Raw genomic sequence first — 20,879 nt, 5'->3', positions numbered from 1 at the left:
CTATCTTGCCGAGAAAAGACGTGCCGCCTCCTCGACGGCATCGGGCGCGATGTCCACGGTCTCGCCGTTGACCTTTGCCTTGCCCTCGGCGATCAGCCGCAGGGCAAGCGGATAGAGGCGGTGCTCGGCCGTCAGCAGGCGCGCGGCCAGACTGTCGGGCGTGTCGCCGGTGAGCACCGGCACGGCTGCCTGGGCGACGATCGGCCCGACATCCATCTCCGCCCGCACGAAATGCACGGTGCAGCCGGTGAGCTTGACGCCATCGGCCAGCGCCCGCTCGTGCGTGTGAAGCCCCTTGTAGGAGGGGAGCAGCGAGGGGTGGATGTTGATCAGGCGGTTGTGCCAGCGCTCGATGAAGGCGGGCGAGACGATGCGCATGAAGCCGGCAAGGCAGACGAAGTCGACGCCATGGGCGAGCAGAGTGGCGGTTACCGCCTCCTCGAACTCCGCCTTGGACGCATGGGCCTTGTGGTCGATCGCCGCCGCCGGAATGCCGCGCTCGCGGGCAAACTCCAGCCCCTTCGCATCGGGTCGGTTGGAAAGGACGCAGCAAACCTCGGCGGGAAAGGCCGGTTCCCGCGCCGCTTCGACCAGCGCCGCCATGTTGGATCCGCGCCCGGAAATCAGAATGCCGACCTTGAGCTTGCCCATCACGCTTTCCCAATCGAGCATTGCGCGGAAAAGGGAGAACCGCTTTTCCGCAAAAACAATGCGATCACAAGGAGCAAGGCGTCGTGCTTGCCGAAACGCGCCTTGCTCTTGTCTTTCAAAGCTCCAGCGCACCCTCGAACAGGGTGCGCGGCCCGTCCGGATCGGCGATCATCTCGCCGAAGCGGATCACGGTCTCGCCAGCCGCCGAAAGAGCGGCCGTTACCCGGTCGGCATCCTCGGGCGCCACGACCGCGATCATGCCGATGCCGCAGTTGAAGGTGCGCACCAGCTCTGCCTGATCGAGGCCGCCGACCTTTGCCAGCCAGCCGAACACCTTCGGCATCTTGACCGCCGAGAGATCGACGCGCGCCGACAGACCGGCTGGCAGCACGCGCGGAATATTGTCGACGAAGCCGCCGCCCGTGATGTGGGCGAGGGCCTTGATAGCGCCCGTTTCCTTCTGGGCGGCAAGAACCGGCTTCACGTAGATGCGGGTCGGCACCGTCAGCGCCGCTCCCAATGTCTCGCCTTCCGAGAAGGGCGACGGGTCGGCGTAGGACAGGCCGGACCGCTCGACGATCTTGCGCACGAGCGAGAAGCCGTTGGAATGAACACCCGACGAGGCAATGCCCAGGATGACGTCGCCGTCGCGCACGGTGTCGCGGGGAAGAACGCCGTCGCGCTCGACGGCTCCGACGGCAAACCCGGCGAGGTCGTAGTCGCCCTCCTTGTACATTCCGGGCATTTCGGCCGTCTCGCCGCCGATCAGCGCGCAGCCGGCCATCTTGCAGCCCTCGGCGATGCCAGCCACCACTTCGGTGGCGGTGTCGACGGAAAGGCGGCCGGTCGCAAAGTAGTCGAGGAAGAACAGCGGCTCGGCGCCCTGGACCACCAGGTCGTTGACGCTCATTGCCACCAGGTCGATGCCGACGAAGCCGTGGATGCCCGCCTCGATGGCCACGGCAAGCTTGGTGCCGACGCCATCGTTTGCCGCCACCAGCACGGGGTCGCGGAACTTGCAGGCCGCGAGATCGAACAGGCCGCCGAAGCCTCCGATGTCGGCATCGGCGCCGATCCGCCGCGTTGCCTTGACCAATGGCTTGATGCGGTCGACGAGGGCATTTCCGGCGTCGATGTCGACGCCTGCGTCGCGATAGGTGAGCCCGTTCTTGCCGTTCATGGAGCCACGCGCCTCCGCTGGATTGGATATTCGGCAAGAAACCGAAACGGCGGGAAATGACAAGTCCAAACTGCGCCTTTCCTGCCTCTCGTGAGCCGAAAACAGCAGGCTTGGCCGGAGGTCGGTCTTGGAAAGCCCGGCGACGATGCTCAAATGACCCAAAGCTTCCGCCGGTTAGGCTTGGCCGGTTTGAGGAAGCTACGAACGCGACCTTCCACCGGGGACGCTCTTGACCATACCGAACCTCATTACGCTGGCCCGTCTGGTTGCCGTCCCTGTCGTGATCATGCTGCTGCTCGGCGGAGATTTTGGTTGGGCGTTCGCCCTCTTCGTCGCCGCCGGCATTTCAGATGGGGTCGATGGAGCCATTGCCCGCCACGTGCCCGGGCAGGCGAGCGAGCTCGGTCGCCTCTTGGATCCCATCGCCGACAAGGCGCTGCTGGTTTCGATTTTCGTAGTACTCGCGGCCATCGGCCATGCGCCCATGTGGCTCACCGTGCTGGTGGTCAGCCGTGACGTGCTGATCGTCGGCGGCGTCATCCTGTCGTGGCTGGCGTCGAAACCGGTGCCGATCGTGCCGCTCCTCATTTCCAAGGCCAACACTGTGGCGCAAATTCTCTATGCCATCCTGTTGCTGGGCGATCTCGGCCTGGCATGGCAGTTGGAATGGCCTGTGGATATCATGAGCTGGGTCGTCGCGGCCTTGACCCTGCTCTCGGCCGCCGCCTACGTCAGGGGATGGCTTGCGTTCATGCAAGGTGAGGGCGGCGCGTGAAGCTCAGGAACACGATACTCTTCTGGACGGGCGCGGCGCTGGTCTTCGGCCTTCTGCTCTATGTCTTCTCCTCCATCCTGCTGCCGTTCGTCGCCGGAATGGCGCTGGCCTACCTGCTCGATCCGGTCGCCGACCGCCTGGAGCGGCTTGGCCTGTCGCGGACGATTGCCACCGCGCTGATCCTCATCCTCTTCGTGCTGCTGGCGCTGTTGGCGCTGATGATCATCGTACCGGTGCTGGGAAGCCAGCTTCAGGGGCTGATCGCCAACATGCCAGCCTATCTCGACGCCGCCCAGCGCTGGCTGAGCCACGAGGCGGGCACCCGTCTGTTCCGGGCGCTACGCATTTCGGCGACCGACATTCGCGGCTCGCTCGGCGCCTTGTTCAGCAACGGCTCGGCGATCATGACCACCCTGCTGTCGTCGGTGTGGAACGGCGGCCAGACGCTGATCTCGATCATTTCGCTGCTCGTTGTGACGCCGGTCGTCGCCTTCTACATGCTGCTCGACTGGGATCGCATGGTCGCGACCGTCGATGACAACCTGCCGCGCCATCATCGAGAGACCATCAGGGCGCTGGCGCGAGAGATGAACACCGGTGTCGCCAACTTCGTACGCGGACAGGTATCGGTGTCGGCCTTGCTCGGTCTGTTCTATGCCGTTTCCCTGTCACTGGCCGGCCTGTCCTTCGGCCTTCTGATCGGCCTGGTGGCCGGCCTCATCAGCTTCATCCCCTATCTGGGTTCCATCGTCGGCGGCGGCCTTGCCATTGGCGTGGCCCTCTATCAGTTCTGGCCCGACTGGACGTGGATTGCGGTCATTGCCGGCATCTTCGCGGCGGGTCAGTTCATCGAAGGCAACATCCTCCAGCCCAAGTTGATCGGTTCATCGGTCGGCCTGCATCCGGTGTGGCTGATGTTCGCCCTGTTTGCCTTCGGCACGCTGTTCGGCTTCGTCGGGTTGCTGATCGCGGTGCCGGCCGCCGCCTCGGTGGCGGTGCTGGTCCGATTCGCCTTTGCCAAGTATCGTGAAAGCCCGTTCTACAGGCTCGATCCGGATAGTCCCGCCGGTTCAGCGCATGCTGAAATCGCCAGTCACCCCAAGGACCTCATCCCATGAGCCGCATGAAACCGCGCCAGTTGCCGCTCGCGATGCCGTATCAGTCCGCGATGAGCCGCGAGGATTTCGTGGTTGGCGAAGGCAATCGCGAGGCTGCCGCTTTCATTGATGCCTGGCCGGACTGGCCGGCGTCCGTTGTGCTGCTGATCGGCCCGAACGGATCGGGCAAGACGCATCTCGTCAACATCTGGGCGACCAAAAGCCGCGCCTCCGTCGTCGCCGCCGCCGATCTGGCGTCAGCCGACCCGACGGCGCTCGTCGGCACCGGTGCCGTTGCCATCGAGGATGCCGATGATCCCGCCCTCGACGAGAATGCGCTGTTCCATCTTCTCAACGCGGCGCGCGGCCGCGGCGCATCCGTCCTGATCACCGCCCATGCGGTACCATCGGTCTGGGGCGTGACGTTGCCCGATCTCCTGTCCCGCCTCCGCGCCGCCCAGCCGGCCTTCCTGGGACCGCCCGACGATGCCCTCCTCGAAAAGGTGATTGTGAAACTCCTGGCCGACCGTCAGCTCGCCATCGATGCTGGTGTTCTCGACTATATTCTGTTGCGCATGGAGCGATCCTGCGCCGCCGCTTGCGCGCTGGTCGAAGCGCTCGATCGCGAATCGTTGGCGCGCGGTCGCCGCATCACTCGGGCGATCGCCGCCGAGGTGCTGGCACCCGAGGGCGAGGCATGACCTTCAAACGGGCCGTCACGAAAGCGTCATTGCGATCGCCGGAAGCCGTAGACAAACTGTCACATAGCTGGTGCATGGATCTGGACCGTGGGCTAGACTGACCGTTGCCGGCCGGTTCCGCCTGGAGCCGGGGCACAGCCCCGCGAGCGTGAGGTCGTGGAGATGAGCGAGACCGAGGCAGCCGTGAGCGAGACGATAGAGGCCGAAGCCGGGCCTGTTCCGGCGATGACCATGGAATCGCCCGAGCGGTTCGTGAATCGCGAGATCTCCTGGTTGGGATTCAACCGCCGCGTCCTGGAGGAGTCCGAGAACCCCAACCACCCGCTCTTGGAGCGACTGCGCTTCCTGTCGATATCGGCCAGCAATCTCGACGAGTTCTTCATGGTGCGCTTTGCCGGCATCAAGGGGCAGGTGCGCGAGCGCGTCACCACCCGGTCCGATGACGGCCTGACGCCATCCGAGCAGATGGCGGTGATTTCCGAGGCCGCCGCCCGGCTCGCCGATTCCCAGCAGGCCCGCTGGCGCAACCTGCGCACCGAGATCGAAAAGGCCGGCATCATCCTCGTCGACCCCGACAAGCTGAGGAGCGGCGACGAGGTCTGGCTCGAGGATTACTTCCTGTCGTCGGTCTTCCCGGTGCTGACGCCGCTCGCCGTCGATCCGGCCCACCCGTTTCCCTTCATTCCCAACCTCGGCTTCTCGATCGTCCTCGATCTCGTCAGGGTACGCGGCAACGAGAGCATGGTCGCGCTCATCCGCATGGCGGCCAAGATCGATCGCTTCGTTCGCCTTCCCGACGACAGTGCCCATCCCGGCGTGACGCGCTTCATATTGCTGGAGCAGGTGGTGACGATGTTCATCGGCCGCCTGTTCCCCGGCTACACGGTCCGCGGACAGGGCAGCTTCCGAATCCTGCGCGACAGCGATCTCGAAGTGGAGGAAGAAGCCGAGGATCTGGTCCGCCTGTTTGAAAGCGCACTGAAGCGTCGCCGCAAGGGACTGGTCATCCGCGCCGAGTTCGATCGCTCGACGCCGCTGGCCCTGCGGCAACTGGTCACCGAGGCGGTGGGCTGCATGCCCGACGAGGTGCAGCTCCTCGACGAACTGCTCGCCCTCAACGACCTCAGTCAGCTCGTCAGCCTCGACCGCCCCGACCTCAAGTTCGAGCCCTACGCGCCACGCTATCCAGAGCGTATCCGCGAACATGCCGGCGACGCCTTCGCGGCCATTCGCCAAAAGGACCTGATCGTCCATCACCCTTACGAGTCCTTCGACGTGGTGGTTCAGTTCCTGCGGCAGGCGGCGGCCGATCCGGAAGTCGTTGCCATCAAGCAGACGCTCTATCGAACTTCCAACGACAGCCCGATCGTTCGAGCGCTGATCGAGGCGGCGGATGCCGGCAAGTCGGTGACGGCGCTGGTCGAACTGAAGGCGCGCTTCGACGAAGAGGCCAACATCCGCTGGGCGCGCGATCTCGAGCGCGCCGGCGTTCAGGTGGTGTTCGGTTTCTTCGAGCTGAAGACCCACGCCAAGATGTCGCTGGTGGTGCGCCGCGAGGGGCAGCAGCTCACGTCCTACTGCCATCTTGGCACCGGCAACTACCATCCGATCACCGCCAAGATCTACACCGATCTCAGCTACTTCACCGCCAACAAGACGATCGCCCAGGATGTGGCGCGGATCTTCAACTTCATCACCGGTTATGCCGAGCCGCAGTCGCTCAACGCGCTGGCCATGAGCCCGCTGACGCTGAGGAAGACCATCATCGACTGCATCGGCCGGGAGATCGAGCATGCGCGGGCTGGCCGCCCCAGCCAGATCTGGATGAAGATGAACTCCCTGGTCGATGCCGACATCATCGACGCGCTCTACGAGGCGAGCCAGGCCGGCGTGTCGATCGATCTCGTGGTGCGCGGCATCTGCTGCCTCAGGCCCCAGATTCCGGGCTTCTCGGACAACATCCGTGTCAAGTCGATCGTCGGACGGTTCCTGGAACACAGCCGCATTTTCTGCTTTGGCAACGGTCAGCCGTTGCCCAACCCTCGCGCCACGGTTTACATCGGGTCCGCCGACATGATGCCGCGCAATCTCGACCGCCGCGTCGAGGTGCTGGTGCCCCTGACAACGGAGACCGTGCACGCCCAGACCGTCGATCAGATCATGGTGGCCAACCTTCGCGACAACCAGCAGAGCTGGCGACTGTTGCCCGACGGAGGCCACGAACGCATTGTGCCGGAGGCAGGCGAGGAGCCTTTCAACGCGCACCGCTATTTCATGACCCATCCATCTCTATCGGGACGTGGACACTCGCTTGAAAAAGACGCACCCAAGTCTATTGCCGGACGGAACGAAAAGCACCTGCCGGTGTGAAGCCCCCGGGCGCTTGCCCGGGTATGGGCCAGTATCGGTCATCGATATTGGTTCCAACTCCGTTCGCCTCGTCGTCTACGAGCGCCTCTCGCGGGCGCCGACCATGTTGTTCAATGAAAAGATGCTGGCCGGCCTCGGCAAGGGGCTGGCGGCAACCGGTCGGATGAATCAGGAATCGGTGGACAAGGCGCTTGGCGCCATTCGCCGGTTCAAGCTTCTCGCCGAGCAGAGCGGCTCGGTCGAGATCTACATTCTCGCTACCGCCGCCGCTCGCGACGCCGCCAACGGCCCGGAGTTCCTGGCCGCCGTCGAGCAGATCTGCGGTGTCGAGGTCAACCTGCTGTCCGGTGCCGACGAGGCGCGACTGTCGGCGCTCGGCGTCATGTCGGGCATGAACCGGCCGGAGGGCATCGTCGGCGACCTTGGCGGCGGCAGCCTGGAGCTCATCCGAATAGAAAATGGCGGGGTCGGCACAGGCCGAACCTATCCCCTCGGCGGCATCCGTCTGTTGGAAGCCTCCGAGGGGTCCATTCGCAAGGCCGAGAAAATCGTGGCCGATGCGTTGGAGCCGGCCATTGTGCAGATGCCCTGCGCCGGTCTCCCCTTCTACGCCGTGGGTGGCACATGGCGTTCGCTGGCTCTCCTCCACATGTACGAGACCGGCTATCCGCTGCACGTGATGCACAACTACGCGATCCGGGCCGAAGAGGCGCTGGAGTTTGCCAGGGTTGTCGCCCGCCGGGATCCGGACAGTATCGATCAGATCGACGTGGTCTCGCGCTCTCGCCGGGGGCTGTTGCCCTACGGCGCCCTGGTGCTCGAACAGGTGATTCGGGCAATCCGCCCGTCGCATGTGGTGATTTCCGCTCTCGGCGTCCGCGAGGGCTATCTCTACGAGCGCCTGGCGGTCGAGGAACGCGCCAAGGACCCGCTCATCGAGGCATCGTCGGAACTCAACTGGGTTCGTTCGCGCTCGCCGCGCCACGCCACGGAACTGGTATCCTGGTCGGAGGCGGCCTTCTCGCTGCTCGGCATCGAGGAAACCGACGACGAGAAACGTCTGCGTGCGGCGGCCTGCCTCGTCTCCGATATCGGCTGGCGCGCCCATCCAGACTATCGTGGCGAGCAGAGTCTCGGCATCCTGTCCAATGCCGCCTTCGTCGGTATCGATCATCCCGGTCGCGCCTATCTGGCGCTTGCCGTCTTCTACCGACACGTCGGTCTGCTTGACGAGGCGGTGTCGCCGCGCATTCGAGAACTGGCCCCGACCCGCCTCAAGGAACGGGCACGGACGCTGGGCGCCGTGCTGCGTGTCGCCTATCTCGTCAGCGCCTCGATGCCGGATGTGCTGCCGCGCACCAAGCTGTCGACCGAGGGCGATAAGCTGGTGCTCGATCTGCCTGCGGATCTCGGCGATCTCTCCGGCGAGCGCCTGGTCAAGCGCCTCGTCCAGCTGGCCAAGGTCTGTGGCCTCAGGGACGCCATCATCCGTGTCGCTGGATAAAGGCCATATGGAAAGGACGGTCCGCGCGAGCGGGCCGTCTCGATGCACCCGAAAGTGAGTTCTACCGGTCGATGGCGATGATCTTCTTGCCGTCGAAGGTGATGGCAAGCCGGCCGCGCTTGAGCTTGAGAGCCTGTTCGCCGAACATCTCCCGCCGCCAGCCGCGCATGGCCGGCACGTCGGCCTCGTCGGAAACCGCGATGTCCTCGAGGTCGTCGGTGGTGGCGATCACCTTGGCGGCGACCCCCTCGGCTTCCGACACGAGCTTCAGAAGCACCTTCATCAGGTCGACCGCGGCGCCCGTTCCCTCCGGAAGCTGGCGATGGCGGGGCAGCTTCGGCCAGTCTTCCTTGGGCGTCTCAAGGGCGCGGCGCACGGCTGCGAGAATGTCCTCGCCGGAGCGAGACCGTTCCCAGCCCTTGGGGATGGTGCGGAGCTGGCCGAGCGCCTCGGCGGTGGTCGGCGCCTGCGTGGCGACCTCGTAAATGCAGTCGTCCTTGATGACGCGGGACCGCGGCACGTCGCGGCCTTGAGCCTCACGCTCGCGCCATGCGGCCACTTCCTTCAAGATGATCAGTTCGCGCGGCTTCTTGACGCGCATCTTGAGCCGCTGCCACGCCTCGTCGGGGTCGGTGTGATAGGTGTCCTCGGACGTCAGCACCCGCATTTCCTCGGCCACCCAATCGGCGCGGCCGGCCTTGGCGAGACTGTCCTTCAAGTGGCGATAGACGTCGCGAAGATGAGTGACGTCGGCCTCGGCATAGTCGATCTGGCTCTGGCTCAGCGGCCGCCGCGACCAGTCGGTGAAACGGTTCGACTTGTCGAGCACGACGCCGGTCACCCGCGCCACCAGTTGGTCGTAGGAGATGGAATCGCCGAAACCGCAGACCATCGCCGCCACCTGCGTGTCGAACAATGGTACCGGCACGAAACCGCCGAGGTGCCAGACGATCTCGATATCCTGACGGGCGGCGTGGAACACCTTCAGCACCGTCTCGTTGCGCATCAGCTCGAAGAAGGGCGCAAGATCGAGGCCGGGCGCCAGCGCGTCGACCACGAACACCTGTTCGGGGCTGGCAAGCTGCACGACGCACAGCTTCGGCCAGAAGGTGCTTTCGCGTAGGAACTCGGTATCGACGGTGACGAAGTCGAAACGGGCGAGGTGTGCGCAGGCGTCGGCGAGCGCGGAAGTGGTAGTGATCATTGACATGAGCACCGTCTATAGCGCAGGCCAAGCGCTTTGTCGCCCGCTCTGCCTTACGAAATGCACCCGATCCCAGAGGCTTTATCGACACTGGGCGAAAGCGGCAAGGGCGCGCTTTCGCCCGGTGTCGTGATCGACGATCGGCGGCGGGTAGAGAGACGGGTCCGGGCGCAATAGCGGCGGGGTCTCCCAAGGGCAATGCAGCAGGCGATTTGGCAGGTCTGCGATCTCCGGTACGAAGCGCCGGACGTAGCTGCCCTCCGGGTCGAACTTCTCGCCCTGGGCGGTCGGATTGAAGACGCGGAAATAAGGCGCGGCGTCGGCGCCGGTGCCCGCCACCCACTGCCAGCCGAACGGATTGGACGCCAAATCGGCGTCGACCAGCGTGTCCCAGAACCATTGCTCGCCCTGCCTCCAGTGGATCAGCAGGTGCTTGATGAGGAGGGACGCGGCGATCATGCGCACGCGGTTATGCATGAAGCCTGTTTGCCAGAGTTCGCGCATGCCGGCGTCGACGATGGGGTAACCGGTCTGACCTGTCGCCCAGGCTTTCAAGGCCGAGGCATCGTCTTGCCAGGGAAAACTGTCGAAGCCCGCCTGATAGTTGCGTCTCGCAAGGTCGGGGAAGGCGACCAGCAGGTGCCAGGCGAACTCCCGCCAGCCGATCTCGGCAAGGAACTTCTCGGCCGCCTCATCCGATGCCGAACCGGCGGCTTGCGCTTTCAGAACCTCGTGCGCCACACGCGCCACGGCGATCTCGCCGAATCGCAGGTGCGGCGACAGACGGGACGAAGCCTCAATGGCCGGAAAGTCGCGCTCCGCGAAGTAGCGTGAAAGACCGCCGTCGAGAAAGGTGGCGAGCCGCGCCGTGGCACCGGCTTCGCCCGGCGCCCAGCTTGCGGCGAGTCCGCCCGACCAATCGGGACGCGTCGGATGCAGGCCAAGGGACGCAAGGGGGTCGGAGACGACCATGCCACCGAAGAAGGACAAGGCATCGGGTCGGCGATGGAGCGCGGATCGTGGTGAGAGATGCGGCCTATGCGCTTTCCAGAATGGCGTGAAAACGCGGAAGGTCCCGCCGGTCTTCGTCCTGATCGTGCCCGGTTCGAACAGCAGCCAGGCTGCATGGCTGGATATGGCGACGCCCTGCCGGCGCAACTCCGTGGCCACCGTCTCGTCGATGCCGCTTCCCTCGCGGTCGTAGCGGCGGTTGAAGTACAGGCCGGTGGCGCCGGTGCTTGCCGCGATGTCCGGCAAGACGAGGCGTGGGTCGCCACGCCGCAGCACCAGCCGACCGCCGAGGCGCCGTAGGTCGCCGTCGAGGGAGGCGAGACTCTTGTCGAGCCACCAACGGCTGGCGGCGCCGAGCGATCGCCGTTCGGTCCCTTCTTCGAAAACGAACAGGCAAATCACCGGCCGGCCCGATGCCTTCGCCGCATCGAGCGCGGGGTGGTCGGAGAGCCGCAAGTCGTCGCGAAACCAGACGATCACTGGCGCCGCGAGGCTGTCTTCCACGCTCATGTCGCTTCCTTTTCGTCGCTCTTGCCAGTTGGCCGCAAACCACTCCATATGTCGTGGAATTGACGGGCGCCACAAGCCGCCCAACGGAGGAGACCGCCGGGCCTTGCTCTCGCCATCCGACATTCTGCCGGCTGCCGCCGACGAACGCCCGCCGGCCGCCTTCGACGAGTTGTTCAAGATCGGCATCGGCCCATCCTCGTCGCATACGGTCGGGCCGATGCGCGCCGCGTTTGCCTTCGTCCGACATCTGGAACCCAGGCTTTCCGAGGTTGCGCGCATCACCGCCACCGCTTTCGGGTCGCTCGCCTGGACCGGCAAGGGGCACGCCACGGACAAGGCGCTGATCCTCGGCCTCGCCGGATTCCGCCCTGACGACATCGATCCGGACCTTGCCGACGACAAGCTGGCGGACATCGTCGCGGCGCGGTGTCTGCCGCTTCCAGGCGGCAGGCAAATCGCCTTCGATCCCGACCGCGACATCGTCTTCGACTGCGTTGCCACCTTCGAACGCCATCCGAATGCGATGCGTTTTGCCGCCCACGACGCCTCCGGCCACGAGCTTCTGTCTGAGGTCTGGTATTCGGTCGGCGGCGGTTTCGTGCTGCGCGAGGGGGATGGGGAGAGCGACGCCGGCGGCGTGCAACTGCCATGGCGCTACGGCACCGCCGCCGAGTTGCTGGCACTATCGGCGGCCACGGGCCACTCGTTTGCCGACATCGCGCTCGACAACGAACGCTGCCGCAAGCCGAACGTGGATTGCCTCGCCGTCGTCGATCATATCGCCGAAGCCATGTTCGCCTGCATCGATCGCGGGCTTGAGCGCGATGGCGAACTGGCCGGGGGCCTTGGCGTGCGTCGACGGGCGAGGCAACTGCACGAGCGCATCCAGGCGCGCGAGGCGGGCAACAACCGCTCGCCGATGGTGGTGATGGACTACGTCTCCTGCTTTGCCATCGCCGTCAACGAGGAGAACGCCGCCGGCGGCCGCGTCGTCACCGCGCCGACCAATGGCGCCGCCGGCGTGTTGCCGGCCGTGCTGCGCTACTATCGGGATTTTTGCGGCGGCGAGCGGGACGGGCTTCGCCGCTTCTTGTTGACGGCAGCGGCGATCGGCGGCCTCATCAAGCGCAACGCGTCGATTTCCGGCGCCGAGGTGGGCTGCCAGGGCGAGGTGGGGTCGGCTGCGGCCATGGCGGCGGCCGGCCTGTGCGCCGCCCTTGGCGGCAGCCCGGCCCAGGTGGAGAACGCGGCCGAGATCGCCATCGAGCATCATCTCGGCATGACCTGCGATCCGGTCGGCGGCCTCGTTCAGATTCCTTGCATCGAACGCAACGCCTTCGGCGCCATCAAGGCGATCAATGCCGCGTCACTGGCGCTTGCCGGCGATGGTCGTCACGTGGTCAGCCTCGACGCGGCCCTTGAGACCATGCGCCAGACCGGTCTCGACATGCAGTCGAAGTACAAGGAAACCTCGCTCGGCGGCCTCGCCGTCAACGTCACGGCCTGCTGATCGCCGCAGAGGGCTTGCCGGATCGGCGTTGGCTCAAGGCCAATGTCCCGTTGCAGGTGAGGGCTGAGCCCGGCGGCGTCGCCGCGCTGCCGACATAAGACATGAAATAACATGATGGATCTTCCCGAGAGCTTTTCTCTCGTGGGAAAATTTGGCATGTCTGTAACAGGAGATGAAATGAAGCGTCTCCATCTCTTGCATGAGAGAATTTCATGGATAATCAACCAATTCCTCCCATGCCGACCTTGAGGGCTTTCTGCGCCATCGCCGAATTGGGAGGTTTTGGTCGGGCGGCCGAACGGCTGGGAACGACGCAGACGGCCGTCAGTCATCAGATCGCCCAGATGGAAGGTTGGATCGGCGGCGTACTCTTTGAGCGTGGCCGGGGTGGCGCCCGTTTGACCGCCAAGGGAGCCCGGCTTTATCCCGCGGTGGCGGAGGCGCTTCGCTGTCTGGAGGAAGCCTTGCGGGTTGCCCGCGCCGATGCCGGTCGTGCCAGGGTCGAGCTGTCGGTTACGCCGGAGTTCTCAAGCCAGTGGTTGGCGCCGAGGTTGGCCGGCTTCGTCCAGCGTTTTCCCGATATCGAGCTGGCGTTGTCGATCGGCTACCAGACGCCGGACTTCTCAACGGGGCGTACCGATCTGGCCATCCGGTTGGGCGGGGGCGGACCCGGCCTCGTCGCCGACCCCCTGACCGCCGACGATGAGTTCGCGGTTTGCGCGCCGTCGCTTGTCGACTGTCTGCCGCAGCGCCACGCCTTTCTGGCCGCCCCCTGCCTGACTTACGATGGCGTCCGGCATACGGCGCTCGACTGGCAGCGATGGTTCGAGCAGGTAGTGCCTGAGGTCTCCGCATCGGGCTTTGCCGATCGAATGGCAGTGGCCGTATGCTTTCCCACATTCGCCGACATGCTTGCCGCCTGTCGGCGCGGCGAGGGCTTCGCCCTGGTACGGACCTCGCTCGTCGGGGCCGATCTGCAAGCCGGCAGTCTGGTCCGGGCCTTTGTCGAGACCCAGCCGTCGCCCTTCAACTACAGCCTGATCTACCCGCGCTCTGCCTTGATCAATCCCGGCATTGTGGCCTTCCGCGCGTGGGTTCTCGCCGAGGCGGCTCAACCGGCCGCCTGATCCGGCCGTTGTTTCGTCGCCTTCATCCTCTCAGAGCTTCCACCGGCGATTGGCGATAGGCGAGGGCAGCCGGCAGCGCCGCCATCAACGCAGCCACGGCGAGGAAGGCCATTGCCAATCCGGCATCGGCAGCCGTGAACTCGACCGGCAGGCGAACGCCGCTTTGGGCGGTGAACAGGCCGGCCAGGAACTCCGCGGCGCCGTAACCCAGGCCGAATCCCAAGCCGACGCCGATCGCGACGAGCAGCAGCAGCTCCAGCCAGACGATGCCGAACACGGCAAGACGCGGCGCGCCGAAGGCGCGGAGCGCACCGATCTGTTTGCGCCGCTGGGCGACATGGATGACGGCGATCAACATCAACGCCGCGGCGATCAGCGCCTGTGCGCCATAGGCGACATACATCAGCACGGCGCGAGCATCGCCAAGCGTCGCGTAGAGCCCGGTCAGGACCTCGGCCGGAAAGACGGCGCGCGTCGTGCCTTCGGCGCGATACTCCTGCCTGAGCTTGTAGGCATCGGCGATCGTCTTCGGCTTCACCAGCACAGCCGGAAGGCCGGGAACCTCATGGTCGAAGTCTTCATCGAGCCGTGCGTCCGCGTCGATGTGCCCGTGGTGATGGTGCGCTTCGCCGGCCTCGCCCTCATGAGGGGCGGTGGCGTGCTCGTCGGTGCCGTCTTCCTCGTGATCGTGATCCTCGCCCAGGCCGTGGATGTGCCACACCGCCTGGATGGGAACCAGGATGGCTCGATCCCAGGCCGTACCGGTCGGATGAAGCTTGCCGACGACGTGGTAGATGCTGTCCGCATGCGCCTCGCCGCCTTCGCCGGCCGCGCCATGCATCGGCTTCACCTCGGCGCCGATGGCAAGATCGACGCCCGAGCCGACGACGGCTTCACCCTCTTGTGCGAACATGCCGCCCGAGACAAACCCGGTCGTGGTGCCGGAGATCAGGGCCGTGGTGGTGCCGACGATCGGATAGCCCGAGAAATTGTCGCCAAAGCCGATCGGCGCCGCCCAGGCGACGCGTGGATCGGCGATAAGCTTGGTCAGCACGTCGCCGGGCATCAGCGGCAGGGCGGCGGGCTGGAGGAAGACGGAAGAGAGAACGAGCTGTGTTTCCGAACCCGGTGCCCCGACGATGAGATCGAACTTGTCGGCGGCGCGCGCCGAGCCGAGGCGCAGCGCCCGCTCCTGCAAGGTGACGGCGACACCGAGCGCCGTGGCCAGCGCCACCAGAAGCACGATGACCAGCGAGGCGGCCCAGAGGCGGCGAAGGTCGGCGAAGACGAACCGGATCACGACGAAACCTCCGTTGCGGTATCTGAGACCACGCGGCCGGCGGCGAGGCGGATGCGCCGATCGAGCCGTTCGGTCAACCGTTCGTCGTGGCTGACGACGATCAGCGTTGCGCCCTCCTGATCGGCGAGTTCGATGAGCAGGCGGCCAACTTCAGCCCCGGCTTCGGTATCGAGGCTGGCGGTCGGTTCGTCCGCGATAATGACGCCGGGGCGGCGAAGCAGGGCGCGCGCCACGGCAACGCGCTGCATTTCGCCGCGCGACATGGTTTCGACCGATTGACCGGGCCGCGAGAGCCCGACGCGAGCGAGAAGCGCCAGGGCGCGTGTCTTCACCTCGGCCGTGGCGGCGCGGGCAAGGCGGGCGGGCAGCAGCACGTTGTCGGCAGCGGTGAGGCCGGGAAACAGGTGAAAATCCTGCATGACCAGGCCGACGTTCGCCGCCCGCCAACGGTCGCGGCGGCTTTCCGACAGTGTGGCGATGTCGGTGTCGCGCCAGCGTATGGCGCCGTGACCGGGCCGTGTCAGGCCGGAAACGAGGTTGACGAAGGTGCTCTTGCCCGACCCGGACGCACCGGTGACGGCAAGCCGCCCGCCGGCCGGAACCGTCAGGTCGTCGATGGAAAGCACCGGCTGGGCGAGACCGGCAAAGGAGATGGAGACGCCGGAAAGGGTCAGCGAAAGCATGGGTCACACCGTCTCGAACGAAGAATGGACGAGGCGCAGCAAGCTGACGAAGCCGGTCTCGGGATCGGTCCACGAGCCGACTTCCAGCGTGCCCGTCACCTCGATCAGCTTGGAGGGCGGCACGAAGGTGGTCTTCTCGTCGATGTAGACGACGACGATGTTGCTGGGCCAGTCGGCATCCGAGGAGCAGAACGGGCAGAGCGACATCGGGATTTCGGTGAGAACGAAGAACTTCGCCTCGGCCTTGAGTGGTGGCGCCATGAAGCCGCGCATCGACACCGTCTTGTCCTTGAGTGCCTTCACCTTGTCGGAGAAGGCGAGGCCGAGGACGGACACCTTGCCATAGAGCTCGTCGAAGGTGAGCGTGTCGCTGGCTCGCGCGACCCCGACGCAGGGGAGGGCGGCAAGCCCGGCGAGAAATGTCCGGCGGCTGATCGCTGAAGCCGTCATCCGAGCCATGGAAATCTCCGCATGCCTGAAAAAGACCGCGGGCCGGACGGCCGTCGACCGTCCGGCCCGCAAGGGTTTCGTCGAGGTGCTTACTGCTTCACGCCGATGGCGAGGGTGTCGGCGAGCACCTTGTAGACGTCGCTTTCTTCCATGTAGCCCTTGAACTCTTCGGCGCCGGGGCCGGCGGCCTGCAGCACGACGTCGTCAACGGTGTGGGTGCCGGTCGACTCGTCCTTCGGCAGGTTGCCTTCGACGAAGATGGCGCCCGGGACGTCCTTGTACTTCTCGTTGGCGACGTACTCGCCCTTTTCGTTCTTCACCGCCGGCTCGAACGGCCCGTCGAGCTTCGGGTTGAAGGTTTCGTAGTGGTCGGGGTAGTTCGAGACGAACATGGCGAGGCGGCGGCCCGCGTCGATCTTGTCGGGATAGCCGTCCTTGTCCTCGTCGGTGTAGGTCGGGAAGCCGGCATTGGCGCCGACCATGAACTTTTCCCGGCCTTGCTTGCCGGTGGTGTCGTCGATGGTGCCGACGATCGACACGCCGTGGGTGTGGTCGCCGGTGACGACGATCAGCGTGTCGGGATTCTTGGCCTGGAACTCGCGAGCCAGGGCGATCGTCTGGTCGAACTCGATGGTGTCGAAGACGGCGCGCTCCATGTCGAGCGGATGGCTGGCCTTGTCGATGCAGGAGGCCTCGACCATCAGGAAGAAGCCGTCAGGGTTCTTGGAGAGGTTGTCGAGGGCGACCTTGGTCATGCCGACGAGACCCGGCTGGTTCGGGAACTTATCGACGGTGCCCTTCTTGAGCTGCATGCGATCGAGGGCGTAGTCCATGTTGCCGGTGTGGAACAGGCCGAGGATCTTGTCGGAACCGGCCGCCTTGTCGAGTTCGGTCTTGTCGGTGGCGAGCTTGTAGCCGGCGTCCTGGAACAGCTTGATGTAGTCCTTGTCGTCCTTGCGCTTGGAGCCCGGAATGTCCTTCGACAGGAAGTAGGCCGAACCGCCACCCAGAACGACCTCAGGCTTGACGTCGAAGAGCATGCCGACGATGTCGGCCTTGTCGTCGCGCTTGCGGGTGTGAGCGACCACGGCGGCCGGCGTGGCGTCTTCGATCTCGGACGTGACGACGATGCCGATCGACTTCTTGGTGGTGCGGCGCAGCGCCTCGGCGATGGTTTCCACCTTCGGGTCGTCCTGCGTCGGCGGCGTACGGTCGGCGTAGACGCCGAGGGCGTTGATCGCCGTCTTATGGCCGGTCATGTAGGCCGACATGGTGTTGGCCGAGTCGGTGTTGATGGCGTTGGTGGCCGACGTGCCGATGAAGGCCATGTGGTCGAGGTCGTCCATGGCGAGACGGCCGTTGGCCTTGCCCTCGGTCATGCCCTTCGACATCAGGCGGGCGGCGGTGCGGTGAGCAACCGACAGGCCGTCGCCGAGCAGGAAGATGACGTTCTTGGCCTTGGGCGTCTCGGGCGTCGCATAGACGTCCCAGGTGACCGACTTCTTCTCGTCGCCGGCCGAGACTTCGACCGTGTAGGCGCCGGCCTTGTCGATCTTGACGCCGCGCAGCAGCACGGCCGATCCGAGCGCCGCGTCGTCCTTGCCCTTTTCGGAGGCGATGAACTCCACTTCGCCGCCGAGCGCCGCCTTGTAGTCGGCGCCGTTGATGGCGATCTTGACGTCCTCTGCCTTCACCGAGCCGTCGAACTCCACCTTGAAGTCGAAGGGGGAGCCGGCGAGGATGGTCGCCCGGTCAAGCGGAAAGACGGTGGCCGCACCGGCCGTTCCGATCAGAGCCGTGCTGGCGGCGAGTGCCAGAAAAAGACTGCGCATAATCTGCCCCTTGAAAATTGGATCGCGTCGATGAGAGCGCGCGCTCCTTGGTAGGCAGGGGGTATGACGCGGGCGTGACAGTCGCATGAATGCCGCGTGACATCTAAGCGGCTGAAAAATATTCGCAATTTATCGAGATGGTTAGCCGCCGGCCGAGCTGTCGTTCGGCCGGCGGCGCGAATGTCAGTAGCGTTCGCCGACCAGTTCCTCGCTCTTTGCCCATAGCGCCCTGGCGCGATCAGGGTCGAGCGCGTAGGAGCGAACGCCTTCGGCAACGGGGTTGATCACGCCGTCGGTGACCTCCGAAACATGGCAGTTCTCGCAGTAGCGGCCGCCCACCGCGTCGGCCTCGGCGACCACGCCGGCCCAGACGGACGTTGCCGCGCCTTGCGGAATGGTCTTCCAGCTGTAGGGCGGCTTGCCGGCGGCGTCGAGCTCGGCATTGATGCGCTCGATCATCGCCTTCAACGTGTCGACGCCGACGTGACGGCCGAGTTCGGTGTTGATGCCGCCCGGGTGCAGTGCGGTGGCGCGCACGCCGCGCGCCTTGTGACGGCGATCGAACTCCACGGCGAACAGGATGTTGGACGTCTTGGAGCGGCCATAGGCAACCCACGGGTCGTAAGGCGTGCGCTCGAAGTTGGGATCGTCGAGATCGATATCGGCGAAGCGATGGCCCGAGGAGGCCACATTGACCAGCCGGCCCCCCGGCGCAATCAGCCCGGCGATGCGGTTGACGAACAGGAAGTGGCCGAGGTGATTGGTGCCGAACTGCGTTTCGAAGCCATCGGCCGTATGCCCGAAGGGAGCGGCCATGACGCCGGCATTGGCGATGACCACGTCAAACTTCCGGCCGTCGGCGACGAGCCTGTCGGTGGCCTTGCGAATGCTGGCAAGCGAGGCGAGGTCGAGTTCGATCAGATCGAATGCGCCGTTGCCCTGTTTGGCGGCTGCGCGCACGGGCGCCGTCGCCGTTTCGGCTTTGTTGAGATCGCGTGCCGCGCCGGCCACTGCAGCGCCGTGAGCGACGAGTGCACGCGCCGTTTCCACGCCGAGGCCGGCCGATACGCCGGTGATCAGGATGCGCTTGCCGGAAAGATCGATACTGGCGAGTACGTCGTCGGTGGTGGAGGTCGCGCCGAATTCTGCGGTCATGTCTGTCTCCGTAGGTCGAGACCATCCGCCGGGCCGAGCGAACCGTTGCCCTCGGATCGGGTTTGCAATAAAAAGGAGGATGTCTCCGTTTCTAAATACGGAGGGAACCTCCGTTTATCAAGAGGCTCACGCGGACGTGATCGATAGTGCCGGAAAACCGCCCCGCAAGCCGCGCGCCGATGCCGAGCGCAATCGCACCCGGCTGATCGATGCCGCCAAGTCGGTCTTTGCCGAGAGGGGAGGCTCCGCCAGCCTCGAGGAAGTGGCGCGGACGGCGGGGGTCGGCATCGGCACGCTCTACCGCCATTTCCCGACGCGAGATGCGCTGATCGAGGCGGTCTATCGCAACGAAAGCGATCAGTTGGTGCGGGCGGCTTCCGAGCTTGCCGCCAGCCGGCCGCCGGTCGAGGCGCTCAGGGCGTGGATGCGCCTGTTCTTCCGCTACATGTCCGTCAAACACGGCATGATGGAGCTTCTGGACTCGCTCGCCGATGGCAAGTCGTCGCTCTACGCCGCGTCCGGCGCTGCCACCAAACAGACGATCGACCTTCTGGTGGGCAATGCCATCGCGGCCTGCGAGATCGGCTTCGACGCCGAACCGATCGATCTGCTGCGAGCCTTGGCCGGCATGGTCCAGTTCAGCGGTGGCCGCGACAACGAGGAAGCCGCCGCCCACGCCATCATCGACGTCATGATTGCCGGCTTGCAGGCGAAGCGGCCAAGCTGATCCGTGCTAGATCCGCCGCTCTGTCTGGGCGTCGAACACCGACAGACGGGAAAGATCGAACCCGACGACAACAGGTTCTCCGAGCTTCGGCAGCATGTCGGACGGGAATTTGCCGACGATTTCCTCGCCGCCCATGGCCAGCACGACGAGATTGTCCGAGCCGGTGTGCTCGATCAGCGTCGGCTTGAGCGTCAGTATGAAGGGCTCGCCGCCCGTCGTCGGCTGGACGGACTCGGGGCGCAGGCCGACCACCACCGCCTGTCCGTCGGCGGGCGCCGTTTCGAAGGCATAGCCGTCGAGCGGTACGGTAGCGGCACCGACGTCCGCCGAGACGCGTCCGCCCTCCATACGGAGGTGGCCCTTCATGAAGTTCATGCCGGGATTGCCGAGGAAGTCGGCGACGAACAGGTTGACCGGCCGATGATAGACCTCCTCCGGCTTGCCGACCTGCTGGATCTCGCCGGCCTTCATCACCACCATCCTCGTGGCGAGCGTCATCGCCTCGAGCTGATCGTGGGTGACGTAGATCGCCGTGGTGCCGAGCGACTGGTGCAGCTTCTTGATCTCGGTGCGCATGCTGGCGCGCAGCTTGGCGTCGAGGTTGGAGAGCGGCTCGTCGAACAGGAATACCTTGGGGTCGCGCACCAGGGCGCGACCGATAGCGACGCGCTGCCGCTGGCCACCGGAGAGCTGGCTCGGCCGGCGGTCGAGCAGGTGGTCGATATGCAGCATGCGTGCCTTGTCCTCGACCAGCGGTCGGATCTCCGACATCGGCTTGCCGCGCATGCGCAAGCCGAACTCCATGTTGCTGCGAACGCTCATGGTCGGGTAGAGCGCATAGGATTGGAACACCATGGCGATGTCGCGATCCTTGGGCTCGACGTCGGTAACGTCGCGGCCGCCGATCTCGACGACGCCGGAGGTCAGCCGATCGAGGCCGGCGACGATGTGCAAGAGCGTCGATTTGCCGCAGCCCGACGGCCCCAGGAGCACGATGAATTCGCCGCGCTCGATCTCCAGGTTGATGTCCTTCAGCACCCTCAGCGAACCGTAGTTCTTGTTGCAGTTGGAAATCCGGATGTCGATCATGAC

At 65.4% G+C, this 20,879-nt stretch carries 18 protein-coding genes; 8 read left to right on the top strand and 10 right to left on the bottom strand.

What is annotated here, in order from left to right; genetic code table 11:
* Complete coding sequence (gene purN / locus QQZ18_RS10165; RefSeq protein ID WP_284540687.1) at window positions 1–651, bottom strand: phosphoribosylglycinamide formyltransferase; 651 nt, start codon at window positions 649–651, stop codon at window positions 1–3.
* A 115-nt stretch (window positions 652–766) separates the two neighbouring features.
* The gene (purM, locus tag QQZ18_RS10160; RefSeq protein WP_284540685.1) at window positions 767–1,831 is read right to left on the bottom strand and encodes a phosphoribosylformylglycinamidine cyclo-ligase; all 1,065 of its coding nucleotides are present in this window, start codon (window positions 1,829–1,831) and stop codon (window positions 767–769) included.
* Window positions 1,832–2,060: 229 nt separating this feature from the next.
* On the opposite strand from purM, the gene QQZ18_RS10155 reads away from it, so the two are divergent.
* The 5 genes from QQZ18_RS10155 (at window position 2,061) to QQZ18_RS10135 (ending at window position 8,278) form a co-directional block, all read left to right on the top strand.
* Complete coding sequence (locus QQZ18_RS10155) at window positions 2,061–2,606, top strand: CDP-alcohol phosphatidyltransferase family protein (protein WP_284540682.1); 546 nt, start codon at window positions 2,061–2,063, stop codon at window positions 2,604–2,606.
* A complete protein-coding gene (locus QQZ18_RS10150) occupies window positions 2,603–3,724 on the top strand; it encodes an AI-2E family transporter (RefSeq protein WP_284540680.1) in 1,122 nt (373 codons plus the stop codon). Before QQZ18_RS10155 ends, QQZ18_RS10150 begins: the two co-directional genes overlap by 4 nt.
* Window positions 3,721–4,404 carry an HdaA/DnaA family protein gene (locus QQZ18_RS10145; protein WP_342398917.1) on the top strand — a complete coding sequence of 228 codons (684 nt, stop codon included), beginning with the start codon at window positions 3,721–3,723 and terminating at the stop codon, window positions 4,402–4,404. Before QQZ18_RS10150 ends, QQZ18_RS10145 begins: the two co-directional genes overlap by 4 nt.
* 162 nt (window positions 4,405–4,566) lie before the next feature.
* Entirely contained in the window at window positions 4,567–6,774 is a 2,208-nt protein-coding gene (locus tag QQZ18_RS10140) for an RNA degradosome polyphosphate kinase (RefSeq protein WP_446728625.1), read from the top strand.
* Window positions 6,704–8,278, top strand: coding sequence for a Ppx/GppA family phosphatase (locus QQZ18_RS10135; RefSeq protein WP_446728624.1), 1,575 nt, complete (start codon window positions 6,704–6,706; stop codon window positions 8,276–8,278). Before QQZ18_RS10140 ends, QQZ18_RS10135 begins: the two co-directional genes overlap by 71 nt.
* 61 nt (window positions 8,279–8,339) lie before the next feature.
* Here the strand turns inward: QQZ18_RS10135 and rnd are convergent, their stop codons facing one another.
* Window positions 8,340–9,488 (bottom strand): ribonuclease D, encoded by a 1,149-nt coding sequence (rnd, locus tag QQZ18_RS10130; RefSeq protein ID WP_284540676.1) that lies wholly within the window; start codon window positions 9,486–9,488, stop codon window positions 8,340–8,342.
* Between the two features lie 75 nt (window positions 9,489–9,563).
* Complete coding sequence (locus QQZ18_RS10125; RefSeq protein ID WP_284540674.1) at window positions 9,564–11,003, bottom strand: cryptochrome/photolyase family protein; 1,440 nt, start codon at window positions 11,001–11,003, stop codon at window positions 9,564–9,566.
* 124 nt (window positions 11,004–11,127) lie between these two features.
* On the opposite strand from QQZ18_RS10125, the gene QQZ18_RS10120 reads away from it, so the two are divergent.
* Together QQZ18_RS10120 and QQZ18_RS10115 are read left to right on the top strand one after the other, a co-directional pair.
* Window positions 11,128–12,513 (top strand): L-serine ammonia-lyase, encoded by a 1,386-nt coding sequence (locus QQZ18_RS10120; protein WP_446728634.1) that lies wholly within the window; start codon window positions 11,128–11,130, stop codon window positions 12,511–12,513.
* 212 nt (window positions 12,514–12,725) lie between these two features.
* Window positions 12,726–13,640: a LysR substrate-binding domain-containing protein gene (locus QQZ18_RS10115; RefSeq protein ID WP_284540670.1), complete on the top strand. Its 915-nt coding sequence runs from the start codon at window positions 12,726–12,728 to the stop codon at window positions 13,638–13,640.
* A 22-nt stretch (window positions 13,641–13,662) separates the two neighbouring features.
* Here the strand turns inward: QQZ18_RS10115 and QQZ18_RS10110 are convergent, their stop codons facing one another.
* From QQZ18_RS10110 to QQZ18_RS10090, 5 genes are all read right to left on the bottom strand, one after another.
* Entirely contained in the window at window positions 13,663–14,940 is a 1,278-nt protein-coding gene (locus QQZ18_RS10110) for an ABC transporter permease (RefSeq protein WP_284540667.1), read from the bottom strand.
* Window positions 14,937–15,623 (bottom strand): ABC transporter ATP-binding protein, encoded by a 687-nt coding sequence (locus tag QQZ18_RS10105; protein ID WP_284540665.1) that lies wholly within the window; start codon window positions 15,621–15,623, stop codon window positions 14,937–14,939. Before QQZ18_RS10105 ends, QQZ18_RS10110 begins: the two co-directional genes overlap by 4 nt.
* 3 nt (window positions 15,624–15,626) lie before the next feature.
* Complete coding sequence (locus QQZ18_RS10100) at window positions 15,627–16,082, bottom strand: hypothetical protein (protein ID WP_284540663.1); 456 nt, start codon at window positions 16,080–16,082, stop codon at window positions 15,627–15,629.
* Window positions 16,083–16,162: 80 nt separating this feature from the next.
* Window positions 16,163–17,905, bottom strand: a complete 1,743-nt coding sequence (locus tag QQZ18_RS10095; protein ID WP_284540662.1) for an alkaline phosphatase — start codon at window positions 17,903–17,905, stop codon at window positions 16,163–16,165.
* A 183-nt stretch (window positions 17,906–18,088) separates the two neighbouring features.
* Window positions 18,089–19,060: an SDR family NAD(P)-dependent oxidoreductase gene (locus QQZ18_RS10090; RefSeq protein ID WP_284540660.1), complete on the bottom strand. Its 972-nt coding sequence runs from the start codon at window positions 19,058–19,060 to the stop codon at window positions 18,089–18,091.
* 136 nt (window positions 19,061–19,196) lie between these two features.
* Here QQZ18_RS10090 and QQZ18_RS10085 point away from each other — a divergent pair, with 136 nt between their 5' ends.
* Window positions 19,197–19,787 carry a TetR/AcrR family transcriptional regulator gene (locus QQZ18_RS10085; protein ID WP_446728623.1) on the top strand — a complete coding sequence of 197 codons (591 nt, stop codon included), beginning with the start codon at window positions 19,197–19,199 and terminating at the stop codon, window positions 19,785–19,787.
* A gap of 6 nt (window positions 19,788–19,793) precedes the next feature.
* Here the strand turns inward: QQZ18_RS10085 and QQZ18_RS10080 are convergent, their stop codons facing one another.
* Complete coding sequence (locus tag QQZ18_RS10080) at window positions 19,794–20,876, bottom strand: ABC transporter ATP-binding protein (RefSeq protein WP_284540655.1); 1,083 nt, start codon at window positions 20,874–20,876, stop codon at window positions 19,794–19,796.
* Between the last annotated feature and the right edge of the window lie 3 nt (window positions 20,877–20,879).

This window comes from Pleomorphomonas sp. T1.2MG-36, from assembly GCF_950100655.1.
Taxonomy (GTDB): Bacteria; Pseudomonadota; Alphaproteobacteria; order Rhizobiales; family Pleomorphomonadaceae; genus Pleomorphomonas.
Note: the sequence above shows the minus strand (reverse complement) of the source record. Positions and strands in the feature narration are given on the sequence as shown.

Excerpts from the sequence above, each read along its gene's own strand:
- purN (WP_284540687.1), bottom strand. The coding sequence starts at position 651 with ATGGGCAAGCTCAAGGTCGGCATTCTGATTTCCGGGCGCGGATCCAAC.
- purM (WP_284540685.1), bottom strand. The coding sequence starts at position 1,831 with ATGAACGGCAAGAACGGGCTCACCTATCGCGACGCAGGCGTCGACATC.
- QQZ18_RS10145 (WP_342398917.1), top strand. The coding sequence starts at position 3,721 with ATGAGCCGCATGAAACCGCGCCAGTTGCCGCTCGCGATGCCGTATCAG.
- QQZ18_RS10140 (WP_446728625.1), top strand. The coding sequence starts at position 4,567 with ATGAGCGAGACCGAGGCAGCCGTGAGCGAGACGATAGAGGCCGAAGCC.
- rnd (WP_284540676.1), bottom strand. The coding sequence starts at position 9,488 with ATGTCAATGATCACTACCACTTCCGCGCTCGCCGACGCCTGCGCACAC.
- QQZ18_RS10125 (WP_284540674.1), bottom strand. The coding sequence starts at position 11,003 with ATGAGCGTGGAAGACAGCCTCGCGGCGCCAGTGATCGTCTGGTTTCGC.
- QQZ18_RS10115 (WP_284540670.1), top strand. The coding sequence starts at position 12,726 with ATGGATAATCAACCAATTCCTCCCATGCCGACCTTGAGGGCTTTCTGC.
- QQZ18_RS10105 (WP_284540665.1), bottom strand. The coding sequence starts at position 15,623 with ATGCTTTCGCTGACCCTTTCCGGCGTCTCCATCTCCTTTGCCGGTCTC.
- QQZ18_RS10100 (WP_284540663.1), bottom strand. The coding sequence starts at position 16,082 with ATGGCTCGGATGACGGCTTCAGCGATCAGCCGCCGGACATTTCTCGCC.
- QQZ18_RS10095 (WP_284540662.1), bottom strand. The coding sequence starts at position 17,905 with ATGCGCAGTCTTTTTCTGGCACTCGCCGCCAGCACGGCTCTGATCGGA.
- QQZ18_RS10090 (WP_284540660.1), bottom strand. The coding sequence starts at position 19,060 with ATGACCGCAGAATTCGGCGCGACCTCCACCACCGACGACGTACTCGCC.
- QQZ18_RS10080 (WP_284540655.1), bottom strand. The coding sequence starts at position 20,876 with ATGATCGACATCCGGATTTCCAACTGCAACAAGAACTACGGTTCGCTG.